This is a genomic window from Jejuia sp. G7-7, assembly GCF_055808955.1.
The window spans coordinates 1,639,853-1,653,788 of the sequence record NZ_JBVVSZ010000001.1 but is presented as its reverse complement, the minus strand read 5'-3'; the positions used below and the strand labels follow the sequence as shown (position 1 = coordinate 1,653,788).

The window sequence follows — 13,936 nt, the reverse complement described above, 5'->3', positions numbered from 1 at the left end:
CCCCGACGATAGGAGGGAGCGAGTAGTGAAAGCTCGACCCTTTTTAGGGTAACGCCTTAATACTTGAGCTGACTTACTAAAACGTTATAGCTTTTATTTTGAGATTTTATGACAGAAGCCAGTAAATAAGAAGAGATTAAAACGTAAATTTGATAAAAGATTAAAAACAAACCAATTATGAGTATAATAATTAATATCCACGCAAGACAAATTCTAGATTCTAGAGGTAACCCTACTGTTGAAGTAGATGTAGTTACAGAAAATGGTGTATTAGGAAGGGCTGCTGTACCATCAGGAGCATCAACAGGAGAACACGAAGCTGTAGAGTTACGTGATGGAGGAGATACATACATGGGGAAAGGTGTTTTAAAAGCGGTTGAGAATGTAAATACAATTATAGCTGAAGAATTATTAGGTGTTTCAGTTTTTGAACAAAATTTGATTGACCAAATGATGATTGATTTAGATGGGACTCCAAATAAATCGAAATTAGGCGCTAATGCAATTTTAGGAGTGTCTTTGGCAGCTGCAAAAGCGGCAGCTAATGAATTAAATATGCCCTTGTATCGTTATGTAGGAGGTGTTTCTGCAAATACGTTACCATTGCCAATGATGAATATCATCAATGGAGGTTCACATAGTGATGCGCCAATTGCGTTTCAAGAATTTATGATTATGCCTGTTAAAGCTAAAAACTTTACGCATGCAATGCAAATGGGTACAGAGATTTTTCATAATCTAAAGAAAGTGCTACATGACAGAAACTTAAGTACAGCTGTAGGTGATGAAGGAGGTTTTGCTCCAAACTTAGAAGGTGGTACAGAAGATGCTTTAGATACTATTGCGAAAGCTGTTGAAAACGCAGGCTATAAATTTGGTGATGAAGTTAAGATTGCTTTAGATTGCGCTTCTGCTGAATTTTTTGTTGACGGAAAATATGATTATACCAAGTTTGAAGGTGATAAGGGTATGATTAGAACTTCAAAAGAACAGGCTGAATATTTAGCTGAATTGGCTTCTAAGTATCCAATTATTTCTATTGAAGATGGAATGGATGAAAATGACTGGGATGGTACTAAGTATCTTACTGAGTTAATTGGAGATAAAGTACAATTAGTAGGTGACGATTTGTTTGTTACTAATGTTGAGCGCTTAGCAAGAGGTATTAAGGAAGGTATTGCAAATTCAATTTTAATTAAAGTAAATCAAATTGGTTCCTTAACGGAAACTATTGCTGCTGTAAACATGGCCCATAATGCTGGTTATACTTCTGTAATGTCTCATCGTTCTGGAGAAACTGAAGATAATACTATCGCTGATTTAGCTGTTGCTTTAAATACTGGGCAAATTAAAACGGGTTCTGCATCTCGTAGTGACCGTATGGCAAAATATAACCAATTACTTCGTATAGAAGAAGAGTTAGGTTCTGTAGCTTATTTTCCTGGAGAAAATGCTTTTAAAGTGAAGTAATAAGAATTATATAATTTTAGTATTAAAAAGCGGTTACTTTTTTAGTAATCGCTTTTTTTATGGTATCAATTTTACCAATATATAAATTAACAAAACCTTTACTTGTGTGCTTCCAAAATCATGAGATATTTCGTAAATTAGCGTTTCTAAAAATAAAATACACATCACATGTCAGACACCGCTACTCTAGAAATAAATGGAGAAAAATATGAGTTTCCTGTAATCACAGGGACAGAGAATGAAGTTGCAATAGATATAAAAACATTAAGAGGCGCTACTAAAGGTGTTATAACTCTAGATTCTGGTTATAAAAATACAGGATCATGTAAAAGTGCTATTACATTTTTAGATGGTGAGAAGGGAATTTTAAGATATAGAGGATATACAATTGAGGAATTGGCTGAAAAAGCAGATTTTTTGGAAGTAGCCTATTTATTGATTTTTGGAGATTTACCAAATCAAGAACAATTAGACAAATTCCATTCTGATATTAAAAAACACTCTGTTGTTGATGATGATGTTAAAAAGATTTTAGATGCTTTTCCAAAGTCTGCACACCCTATGGGAGTATTGTCTTCACTAACTAGTGCGCTTACTGCATTTAATCCAGAGTCAGTTAATGTTGATTCTGAGGAAGATATGTACAACGCCATTGTACGTTTAATGGGAAAACTACCTATTTTGGTAGCGTGGTCTATGCGTAAGAAAAAAGGATTACCATTGTATTATGGAGATTCTTCGTTAGGATATGTAGAGAACCTTTTGAAAATGATGTTTAAACAACCTAACGAGGAAGTTTATACTCAGAATCCTATTTTAGTTGATGCATTAGACAAATTGCTAATATTACATGCAGATCATGAGCAAAACTGTTCTACTTCTACAGTAAGAATTACAGGATCATCTCACGCAGGCTTATTTGTTTCTATCGCTGCTGGAATTTCTGCTTTATGGGGACCTTTACATGGTGGTGCTAATCAAGCTGTTTTAGAAATGCTTGAAGCTATAAAAGAAGATGGTGGAGACACCAAAAAATATATGGCAAAAGCAAAGGATAAAAATGATCCTTTCCGTTTAATGGGTTTTGGACATAGAGTTTATAAAAACTTCGACCCTCGAGCTAAAATTATAAAAGTAGCTGCTGATGAAGTGTTGGGAGATTTAGGTGTTGAAGATCCTATTTTAGATATTGCAAAAGGCTTAGAAAAAGAAGCGTTGGAGGATCAATATTTTGTGGATAGGAAATTGTATCCTAATGTAGATTTTTATTCAGGGATTATTTACAGAGCTATGGGGATTCCAGTAGAAATGTTTACCGTAATGTTTGCTTTAGGGCGTTTACCAGGTTGGATTGCCCAATGGCGTGAAATGCGTTTGAATAAAGAGCCAATAGGTCGTCCAAGACAATTGTATACAGGAGAAACCCAAAGGTCATTTAAATCCATAGAAAAGAGATAATCAAATATACATTTTTAAATTATTGTTAAGCTTCATGAATTTTTCATGAAGCTTTTCTTTTTTGTGCTATTTTTATAAGAATACTATAAAATATACTTAGATTTGATGAGTCTGAATTAAACTGAAAGATGTCAAAAAACATACTAAGATTAAATATCCAAAACGAAACTTCTAGGTTAAGATCTGTTGTTTTGGGAACAGCCGAAAGTAATGGGCCAATTCCTAAAATAGAAGATTGTTATGACCCTAAAAGTATTGAACATATTAAAGCAGGTACATATCCTACTGAAGCTGATATGATTCAAGAGATGAATGCTGTATTAAGAGTTTTTAAAAAGTACGATGTTAAAGTTTTTAGACCAGAGGTTATAAAAGATTGTAATCAAATATTTTCAAGGGACATAGCTTTTGTGATTGACGATATCATGATTGAAGCCAATATTTTACCGCATCGAGAAAAAGAAGTGCATGCTATAGATTATATATGGCATCAAGTAGCAAAAGATAAACGCATTATTTTACCAGAAGATTGTCATGTAGAGGGTGGAGACGTGATGCCATGGAATGATTATATTTTTATTGGAACCTATTCAGGAGATGATTATCCAGAATTAATTACAGCACGTACTAATGTTCAGGCTGTAAAAGCGATTCAAGAGTTGTTTTCGAAGAAAAAAGTAAAAGCTTTTGAACTCAGAAAATCTAATACAAACCCTAAAGAAAACGCATTGCATTTAGATTGTTGTTTTAATCCCTTAGGAAAAGGAAAAGCCATTATCCATAAAAACGGGTTTTTAGTGGAGAGCGAATATGAATGGCTGGTAAATTTCTTTGGAAAAGGAAATGTGTTTGAGATTACTAAAGACGAAATGTACCAGATGTATAGCAATGTATTTTCAATTTCTGAAGATATAATTATTTCTGAACAAAACTTTACCAGATTAAATACTTGGTTAAGAGCACAAGGCTTTACTGTTGAAGAAGTGCCTTATGCCGAAATTGGCAAGCAGGAAGGCTTGTTAAGATGTACTACGATGCCTTTAGTTAGGGATTGATTTTAGTGGTTCGTTTAACTACAAAGATAAACTCTGTTATTAATTGAGTTTATCGATTGTTAGACGAAGTTATCATTTTTTTCTGACAAAGTCAAGTGCGATTCCGTTAAGTTATAATGAAAATAGCCACTAGCTATTACCCCAAATAGTTATACTTTTGCACTATAATTTCAATTAAAATGCAACAAACCACAAACACAATTTTAATGGTACGCCCTGTAAATTTCAGGATGAACGAGCAAACTGCGGTAAATAACTATTATCAAGAAGCAATTGATGGTGTTTTGCCAGAAACCATAAACACCAAGGCACAAAAAGAGTTTGATGCTTACGTGGAAAAATTGAGAGGTATTGGCGTTAACGTTGTTGTGATTGATGATAGAAAAGAAACTGATACGCCAGATTCCATTTTTCCAAATAACTGGGTGTCATTTCATGAAAATGGGGATGTTGGTTTGTATCCCATGTTTGCAGAAAACAGACGTTTAGAACGCCGTGAGGATGTTTTAGAAACTTTAGAGGCTGAAGGTTTTCAAATTCATAATATTATTGATTATACAAGTGCCGAGGAAGAAAGTGTTTTTCTAGAAGGTACTGGAAGTGTTATTTTAGATCGCAGAAATAGAAAGGCCTATTGCGCTTTATCTCCCAGAGCTGACGAGGATTTATTCATCGAATTCTGTGAGGATTTTGAATATACACCAGTAATTTTTACCGCAAACCAAACTGTAAATGGCGAGCGTAAAGCTATTTACCATACTAATGTTATGATGTGTATTGCCGAAACTTTTGCTGTAATTTGTTTGAGTAGTATAGACGATAAAAAAGAGCGCAAACATGTCATCAAACAATTAAAAGAAGACGGTAAGGAAATTATTGATATTACCGAAGCTCAAGTTAACAGTTTTGCTGGCAACATGTTGCAGCTAAAAGGAACTAATGAAGCACGTTATTTAATTATGAGTCAAGCAGCTTATGATGCATTAACCAAATCTCAAATACAAACTATTGAAACCCATTGTAAAATAGTTTCTAGTTCATTAGAAACTATAGAAACTTGTGGAGGCGGAAGTGCCCGTTGTATGATGGCAGAAGTATTTTTGCCAAAAGCTTAGTGCTTATTCGTTTGGTTTAGATTTTGGTAATTGAACATAAAAAGTACTACCAACATTAACGGTACTTTCTACCCAAATTTTACCACCGTTGAGTTCTACCAATTCTTTACATATTGAAAGCCCTAAACCAGTACCTTTTTCATTATTGGTTCCCATAGTAGTGTAAGTACTACTCTTAAAAAGTTTCTCGATGTTGTGCTTTGATATACCAATACCAGTATCGGCAATACTAATAATACAACTACCATTACTAATATGATTTGAAATAGTAATAGTATCTCCTTTTCTAGAAAATTTTAAGGCATTTGCTAAAAGGTTTTGAATCACAATTTCAATCATACTTCTATCAGCATAAGCAAAATCACGTAGGGAGTGATCTATCAATTCAATTCCTTTACTTTCAAGGCGTTGGTCTACAAGTTTTGCTTTTTCCTCAAAAACCTCTTGAACATCAAATAAACTTGGACTTGGTTTAAGTGATTGCATTTGAGATTTAGACCAATTCAATAAATTGAATAAAAGAAGTGATGCATTATTGGCATTTTCACTCAATTCTGGAATCAAATTATCGAACTCTTCTCTTGATAAAGAACCGTCTCTCAATAAATCTATAAAGCCATTAATAGAAGATAAAGAGTCCTTTAAATCATGAGAAATAATTGAAAACAATTTATCTTTTACACTATTTATATTTTCTAAATGTTTTGTTTGCTCAACAAACGCTTCATTTTGGAGTTGTATTTTAAGATTTTTCTCTTCAAGTTCCTGAGCGTATCTTAAACTGTTGTTTCGTTTTAAATAAATTAGGACCAGAAAAACACAAACTAAAGCTAAAATGCCTAACAATATAAAGAAGAACAATTTAAATTTTTTCAGTTTGTCTTCACTTTCAATATTAAGTGCATTCTGTTCTGAACTTGCAGATATATTATTGTTTTCTGCAGGTTTAATCTTGTCGAAATTTAGATCTAAATCATTTTCTGAAATAGAAATACTTTTTACAATGGAATTAGAAACCTCTCTATCTAAACTATCTTTAAGTGTGTAATAGCGCCGTTGCCAGATAAAAGCACCAGCAAAATTTCTTTTTGATGAATCTAGAGATTTCATCAAACCATAATTCTTCAAAAGTTCGTTTTGGTTCTTAAGTTTTCTTGCAATATTTCCAGCTTCTAGTAATTGTTGTTCTGCAGTTCTTAGGTAATTCTGATTTAAATTTAAACCTCCTAAATTGTTAAGAGTAACTAATAAATTTTCTTGGTTTTTAGTTTTTCTATTTAAATTTAATCCTTGAATTAAGTATTTTGTGGCATTCTCATAATCGTTGAAGTTTAAATACTCCCCACCTAATTTTGGTAAAATTTCACTTTGAATGGAATCTGTTTTTCCTTTAGCACTAGAAAGTACTTTTTCATAAAACTCAATAGCCTTTCTATGTTCTTTCACTTGAGAATATAATTCAGCCAACTGCAAGCTAGAAGTGCTAATTCCTATGTCATCTTTTAACTGTTCTTGAACGTCTAAGGCTTTTAAATTGTATTCAATAGCTTTATCAACATTTTTAATTTTATAATATGCTTTACCCAAACTAGCATAAGCAGATTTTAACTCATGTTGTAAACCACGCTTTTCTAATTCTTTAATAGCTGACAGCGAGTACTGAAGTCCTTTACTGTAATTACCACGTTCAATTTCAATTAAACCAATACTATTGTTAACCTTGGCAATGTTAAGTGTATCACTTAATTGATTAAACATGGCTTTTGCTTTTGTGTAGCCATCCATAGCATTGATATAATCGCTCTTTTCAGCATATATCAAAGCTTTGTAATACGTAGTTTTGGCTTTACCAGGTTGGTAATCGATATTGAAAGATAATTGTTCACTAGCCTTGATGTATTGTAGAGCTCGATTAAAATCTTTAATCTCAAAAAGATGTTCAATAATTTTTAGAGAGGTGTCTACTTTGAGAGAATCACTAGTTTCAAAAGCTAATTTTATGGAGAGACTATCCAGCTCTTTGGTTTGAGAAAAACCGAAAGAGAGAGATAAGAATATAACTAACGTAATAATTCTCCTCATAGGATGTTTAAATTATAGCTTTCACCAAACTATTACTTAAAGATGCTTGGTTGAGGGAAGTCAAGATGTCTTTGGTTGGGTTAAAAAAAATGTCCACTTTTATGTTCTGATAATAGCTTTGGTCAACAAAAGTTGCAAAAGCCTTTTTATATTCTAATTTATGGGTTTTTCTACCAAAAAATTAGATAAAAAGCGAGTTGGTTTTTTTGAAAAAATCGACGAATAGATTAACGGCATAAAACATAGAAAAACGGTATGTTTTATGGGTTGAACGTAAATATTTTTTTAGGGTTTAATTCGTCATATTAAGATGTTTGTAAAAAGATTTTCTGTAGAGTAGAAATAAGGAATCTTACATTTTTATATTACTAGAAAAAGATTAAAATCTTACTATATTTGCGAGCTATAATATCATAATAAATGAATCTTCAGAGTATCATATCAAATTACGTAAAACAGGCAGTTTTTGAACATTATAAGGTTGCATTAGAATCTGTTGAATTCCAGGCTACTAGAAAAGAATTTGCTGGAGATATTACTGTGGTTATTTTCCCGATGTTACGTTTTATAAAAGGGAATCCTGTTCAAATAGGAGAGACCATTGGTAACTATTTAGTTGAAAATGTAGCTGAGGTAAAAGCATTTAATGTTGTAAAAGGTTTTTTAAATGTTGAAATTAATGATGGGTATTATTTAGATTTTTTTCTAAAATTAAGGATGAAAACACCTATGGATTTGAAATTCCAAAGGAAGGAGAAAAAGCTATTATGGTCGAGTATTCGTCGCCAAATACTAATAAACCCTTGCATTTAGGTCATGTTAGAAATAATTTATTAGGGTATAGTGTTGCTGAAATTTTGAAAGCTTCTGGTAAGAAAGTGTATAAAACTCAAATTATTAATGACAGAGGGATTCATATTTGTAAAAGTATGTTGGCTTGGGAGAAGTTTGGTAATGGTGAAACACCTGAAAATACTGGTTTAAAAGGCGATAAATTGGTTGGTAATTATTATGTGAAGTTCGACCAAGAGTATAAAAAAGATATTGCAAATTTAGTTTCTGAAGGTAAGACCGAAGAAGACGCAAAAAAGAATGCGCCACTTTTATTGGAAGCTCAAGACATGCTTTTAAAATGGGAGGCAGGTGATGAAGAAGTTGTAGCACTTTGGGAAACAATGAACGGTTGGGTGTATAAAGGTTTTGATGAAACTTATAAAAACCTAGGTGTTGATTTTGATGTGTTATATTATGAAAGTGACACCTACTTATTAGGAAAGGAATTTGTTACCGAAGGTTTAAAATCTGGCGTGTTTTTTAAAGAAGAAGATGGTTCGGTTTGGTGTGATTTAACTGATGAAGGTTTAGATAAGAAAATAGTACAACGTGCCGATGGAACTGCTGTTTATATGACGCAAGATATTGGTACGGCAATACAACGTATTAAGGATTATCCAGATGTTGGAGGAATGGTATATACCGTTGGAAATGAGCAAGATTACCACTTTCAAGTCTTGTTTTTAATTCTAAAAAAACTTGGTTTTGATTGGGCGGAAAACTTATTTCATTTAAGTTACGGTATGGTAGATTTACCTAGCGGAAAAATGAAAAGTAGAGAAGGAACTGTTGTTGATGCAGACGATTTAATTGATGAAATGGCAGCAACAGCCGAAGAAATTTCAGAAGAATTAGGAAAACTTGATGGCTATTCTGAAGACGAGAAAAAAGCATTATACATAACAATAGGTTTAGGTGCATTAAAGTACCACATTTTAAAAGTAGACCCTAAAAAACGTATTTTATTTGACCCTAAAGATTCCATAGATTTTCAAGGGAATACAGGGCCTTTTATTCAATATACTTATGCCAGAATTCAATCTATTTTAAGAAAAGCTGAATTGCCATCCAATGTCACGTTGAGTGGAGTTGAAATGCAACTTCATTATAAAGAAAAAGAACTGATAAAACAACTCCAGCTATTTCCAGAAGTGGTTCAAAACGCTGCAGAACAACACAGTCCTGCGTTAATTGCTAATTATACATATGATTTGGTTAAGGAGTTTAATTCATTTTATCAAAACGTATCTATTTTAGGAGCAGATAATGAGAATGAAAAAGTGTTTAGAGTTCAGTTGTCAAAAACGGTAGCACAAACTATTAAAAATGCGTTTAGTGTTTTAGGCATTGAAGTTCCAGAGCGAATGTAATTAAACTACCAATCAATTTTTTGTTCTATAAACTCAATCAATCCATTAGCAATAACTTGCTGTTCTTTTATTGATGGATGACCACCAGTATTTTTATATGGTGCAAAATATGTAAATATTTTTGTGTCATTTAATTGGTTTACAGCAGTTTTAACATATCCTGGCCATTCAGAACCATTTTTTGTAACATCCATATTACCCAAAATGCAAATTATATTCGTATCGGGATAATGGCCTCTAATAGTACTAACAAAGCTTTTATACGCATCGATAATCTCTGATATTGTTGGTTCTTTGTCTTTAAATCTTAATTTGAAGTTTTCATTATCTGGTTGTTCAACTAACCAAGAATCGTTTTGAAATAAATTAATTACAACAATATCTGGTTGATACAATGAAAAATCCCATTCACTTTCAGAGTTATACGGGTTTAATTTATCATACATTTCAGGCATAATCATTCCGTGCCAACTTACCATAATGCCAATACCACTTTTACATATAGCGCGATATTCCGCATCAAAATGTCTTGCAGTTATAGCTGAATAACTCAAATAATTATTGGTGTATGTGCCATCTGGAGAATCAGCACCAGACAAGTCTTCCACGGCATAACCAGCAGTAATTGAATTACCATAAAATTCTATTTTTCTCTTTTTCTGGGCTGATTTTTCTAAAACTTTACTATTGCCTTTAATTTTAAAACCATAAAAATCAGTAATTCCATAGTGAGGTTCTGTGCGTTTAAAAACTTCAATTGTATGTTTTCCTTTTTTTAGGTTTTTTGCTAATGTATGATACGATTTTAGTTTGTTTGGACGTAAAATAAAAATACTGTCTTTATCTAAAATAACGTTATAATAGCTGTTACCAGAATCATCTTTTAGCAAAGCATCTATAGCGCTACCCTCAAAATTTATAGATATTGAACTCCCAGGCCAATAAAGTTTTGCGCTTTTTTGATTGGAACTGTCTATCCTTCCAGAATACATTATTTCAGGATTAGAATAGTTTATGATGCGATTAGTATTTTGATTTTTAGTCGGATTTTTACAGCATAAAAAACCAAGCAAAAAAGTAGAAATAAGAAAAATTGATTTAAAGGTGTTGGTTTTCATTTCAAATGATTGGATAAAGAAAACCAAGATATTAAAATATTCACTTTAAATAGAAACAACTTTAGAACAAATGAAATATGAATATTTAACTACAATTTTATGAGTTTATGAATCTCCTGTGAATTCCCAATTTTAATAGCACAAAAATAAACACCGCTGCTTAAATGCATTAAATTTAATGAGAGTTTTCCATTAGTCATGACATCTGTTCTGTTCATAATTTCAACACCAGAAGCATTAAATAGTTTATAACTGATATCAGTATACGCGTTGATACTCGCAAAATTAATAGTATCGGTAAACGGATTTGGGTATACCAACCAATCTCTTTCAGCTTTTAATTGTTCCTCGGTGCTTAGAGCTTGATAGCAATCGCTGGTTAAAGGATTCTTTAAAATTTCAGGGAGTTTTAAATTCGTGAAACTATCATTTAAACTGTGATTAAAGAATGTATTGTCAATTATAGAGTTTTCGGCTCCTAAAAAGTCTTGTAACAACGTGGAAAATGTTTGTCGGTAATCATATTGTACCGTTTGTATTTGCCAATTGTTGGCACTTGTAGCCTCTGTTAAATCAGGATTTGTTCCAGAAACACCACCAGCAACAGGAGTCCCAAATAAAAACATAGGAGCAATTTCTCCGTGATCTGTACCTAGATTGCCGTTTTCCGCAGCTTTTCTACCAAACTCAGAAAAGGTTAATCCAACAACATCATCTGCTAAATTTTGACTTTGCATATCATCTACAAAAGCTTTAACTGCACCGGATAATTGGTCTAGTAAATTGTAATGCTTTCCAAGAACATCACCTGTGCCTTGTACTTGAGCGTTATGCGTATCGAAACCAGAAATGCGTACCATATATACTTTAGAACCTAAGTCACCACTAATTAATCGTGCCACGGTTTTTAATTGATTTGCTAAATCTGTATCTGGGTAAGTTACATCGTTCTGTCCTCCATTAAAGGCATTTGAAATAGCTTCAGCATAAGTGTTAGACAACGCATCTGTATCATTTATAAATCGTAATTGATCTCCAAAATCTGAATTTGGAATATTGGTAGGTGGCTCACCACCCAAGCCATTTAATATATTATAAAACCCAGAAGGGTCTTGTCCTGTTATGTTTAGAGACATACCGTGAGCTTCTTCTCCATGAAAACCAAGAGAGGTTTTGTTAGAACCAATTTCAACTGCTAAAGGATACGTTTCTAACAGAAAATCTGCGTAGAATTGCTCCATGAAGCGACCTATCCATCCAGTTTCAGCACCATTTAATGTGCTATTACCATCATTTCCGCTATGGTATAAATCGGTAGACTTAAAATGACTTTTATTTTGTGATGGATACCCAACAGATTGCATAATACGAAGTAAACCAGAATCGTAAAGCGATTTAAACCCAGTAAGTGCAGGGTTAAGTCCTATTTGTTGATTGCTTGATAGTCCAGCATCTAGGGTAATGTATTTATTAGCACCAGTATTTGGTATTTTAATATTAGGTCTTAAATTGCTGTAGGTATCATATTCGCTTATTGGAATAATTGTATTTAAACCATCATTAGCACCCGCTAGATTGATGAGTACTAGTTTTCTGTTAGAAATATCTGGACATGCGGCATAGGGTAATATTGATTTTAACGCAGCTTGTAATTCAAAAGGTGTTAAACCAATTACCGATGCTGTAGCAGAGAGTTTTAAAAAATTTCTTCTTTTCATCTGTTCATTTTTTTATGTTTCATCTAGATAATTGGCATTACATTAATTGAAATTCGGCAGCGTTTACCATACCTATAATTAATGCATCTAATCTAAGTTTTACAACAGTTTTATCAGCTTGACTAGATGTGTTTATATATTGTAACCAAGCTCCCGTCCAATAATAATCATTGGAATCTTCGATTAAAAATGTTTTAAAATAGTCTTTTCGGTCATCAGCTATAGCTTCTGGATATAATAATTCAGCAATTTTAAATACCAATTTGTTGGGATTTTGTGCGTCACTAGGGTCAATTTTATTTTCTACAAAGGCAACGGTATCTAAAGTAGCGTATATATTTGCATTGGGAGTAATAGTATTTCTTCCAATAATTAGGCTTTCTACAAGTTTGTATCTACCTATTAGTGTATTGGATGAAAACCAAATTCTATCAAAGCTAGGTTCTTGATAATAAGCAGGATATCCCGCTACAGAATCTGGGTTGTAAATTTCCATTCCTGCAGATTTATAATAAGTGTTATGTAAGAATTTTAAATAGAAATTGTTATAAAAACGGTAAGCATCTGTAGATGGATTAGGAAATGTTACATCAAATATGGTACACACTTCAGATAGTAATTGAAGTGGACTTTTAATAATTGCACCTATAATATTATCTGTAGCATCGCCATCATCAGCATCATAAAAGTGCTGACTTGAAAGCAATGTCTTTACTACTGGTAAAATTTCGTAATTATTAACAATTAATTGTTGTGCTAAGGGAGTTATAATATCAGTTTCAATAGTGTCATCCCAAGAACTTTTAACAAAATAGCGATATAATTTTCTACAATAGGCTTTTGCTGTTTCTGGTTGCGCAAAGACCATTTCAACAAAATCATCTAGCTCATCTAATATCCCCGAAACAGTATTTCTGCCAGTAATAACTTGATTTCCAAAAGCGCTACTAAATGTTTTGTTACTGGTGTCATGTTGATTTACATTAATATATCCAATTGGTAAGTTAGTGTCAGAATCTATATCTCCATTTCTGTCATACTTCTTTTTAAATCCTGAAAATACTTTTGCTGCTTGTTGAATATCCAATTCTGTATAATTGGTATAATTGTCTGCTCCAATTTGTTCGCCTTTTAAAATCGTAAACAATTCTAAATATTCTCTAGCATAGTTTTCGTTAGGATTATTTTTGTTGTTTTGGGTGTTATCTAAATAATCCAACATTCCATTGTCTAACGTTATTTTTTTTGCAAGGGTTTTAATATTTCCAAGTGCGTAAAAATCAAGCAGCCGAATATGGTCGTAAAAAAAGGTGACAGTCCTACACCAGAATCTTTTCCAACGGTAAAACTAGTATGCAAAAAGAATGATAGTTTATGTTTTAATGATGTTTGGTTTATTGCGTTGTACCACCACCAAGCTGTAATGTGAGCTCTTTTTCTACCTTGTCCGCTAAAAGTATTTGGGTGTGCTGTAGAAGACAACCAAAACCCATCGGGAGTAGCGGTTGGCAAAGGGTCAAAAGGTTCTGAGAGTACATTGCTAGGGCTAGTTGCGATACTATTAATAGCAGCGGTTGAATTCATCGCTGCAAAAATATCAAGTTGCTCTTTAGTATAGTTAAAAGTAGCTCTTCTTAATAAATGTTTTGCTCTTCTTAAACCTAAAGTTTCATTTAGTGGGTTTAGTGATGCCATTCCTTTTTCTATTTTTCTGTA

General features: G+C 32.7%; 9 protein-coding genes and 1 pseudogene. 5 read left to right on the top strand and 5 right to left on the bottom strand.

Annotation, left to right across the window (positions count from 1 at the left end; genetic code table 11):
- Window positions 1-177 precede the first annotated feature (177 nt).
- The 4 genes from eno (at window position 178) to ctlX (ending at window position 5,098) form a co-directional block, all read left to right on the top strand.
- Window positions 178-1,470 (top strand): phosphopyruvate hydratase, encoded by a 1,293-nt coding sequence (gene eno, locus AC0L5U_RS08070; RefSeq protein WP_473415744.1) that lies wholly within the window; start codon window positions 178-180, stop codon window positions 1,468-1,470.
- A 168-nt stretch (window positions 1,471-1,638) separates the two neighbouring features.
- Window positions 1,639-2,928 carry a citrate synthase gene (locus AC0L5U_RS08065; protein WP_473415743.1) on the top strand — a complete coding sequence of 430 codons (1,290 nt, stop codon included), beginning with the start codon at window positions 1,639-1,641 and terminating at the stop codon, window positions 2,926-2,928.
- 140 nt (window positions 2,929-3,068) lie between these two features.
- Window positions 3,069-3,983 carry a dimethylarginine dimethylaminohydrolase family protein gene (locus AC0L5U_RS08060; protein WP_473416219.1) on the top strand — a complete coding sequence of 305 codons (915 nt, stop codon included), beginning with the start codon at window positions 3,069-3,071 and terminating at the stop codon, window positions 3,981-3,983.
- A 179-nt stretch (window positions 3,984-4,162) separates the two neighbouring features.
- Complete coding sequence (ctlX, locus tag AC0L5U_RS08055) at window positions 4,163-5,098, top strand: citrulline utilization hydrolase CtlX (RefSeq protein ID WP_473415742.1); 936 nt, start codon at window positions 4,163-4,165, stop codon at window positions 5,096-5,098.
- Between the two features lie 3 nt (window positions 5,099-5,101).
- Here ctlX and AC0L5U_RS08050 read toward each other — a convergent pair whose 3' ends face one another.
- A complete protein-coding gene (locus AC0L5U_RS08050) occupies window positions 5,102-7,180 on the bottom strand; it encodes a tetratricopeptide repeat-containing sensor histidine kinase (RefSeq protein WP_473415741.1) in 2,079 nt (692 codons plus the stop codon).
- A 420-nt stretch (window positions 7,181-7,600) separates the two neighbouring features.
- Between AC0L5U_RS08050 and argS the strand changes: the two are divergent.
- Window positions 7,601-9,384: pseudogene (gene argS / locus AC0L5U_RS08045) on the top strand (arginine--tRNA ligase).
- A 5-nt stretch (window positions 9,385-9,389) separates the two neighbouring features.
- Here argS and AC0L5U_RS08040 read toward each other — a convergent pair.
- From AC0L5U_RS08040 to AC0L5U_RS08025, 4 genes are all read right to left on the bottom strand, one after another.
- On the bottom strand, window positions 9,390-10,502 hold the full coding sequence (locus tag AC0L5U_RS08040; protein ID WP_473415740.1) for an SGNH/GDSL hydrolase family protein: 1,113 nt from the start codon (window positions 10,500-10,502) through the stop codon (window positions 9,390-9,392).
- Window positions 10,503-10,591: 89 nt separating this feature from the next.
- Window positions 10,592-12,220, bottom strand: coding sequence for a DUF1501 domain-containing protein (locus AC0L5U_RS08035; RefSeq protein ID WP_473415739.1), 1,629 nt, complete (start codon window positions 12,218-12,220; stop codon window positions 10,592-10,594).
- A gap of 37 nt (window positions 12,221-12,257) precedes the next feature.
- Window positions 12,258-13,460, bottom strand: coding sequence for a DUF1800 family protein (locus AC0L5U_RS08030; RefSeq protein WP_473416218.1), 1,203 nt, complete (start codon window positions 13,458-13,460; stop codon window positions 12,258-12,260).
- Window positions 13,457-13,915 carry a DUF1800 family protein gene (locus AC0L5U_RS08025; RefSeq protein ID WP_473415738.1) on the bottom strand — a complete coding sequence of 153 codons (459 nt, stop codon included), beginning with the start codon at window positions 13,913-13,915 and terminating at the stop codon, window positions 13,457-13,459. The genes AC0L5U_RS08030 and AC0L5U_RS08025 overlap by 4 nt, the downstream gene beginning before the upstream one ends.
- Window positions 13,916-13,936: the final 21 nt, after the last annotated feature.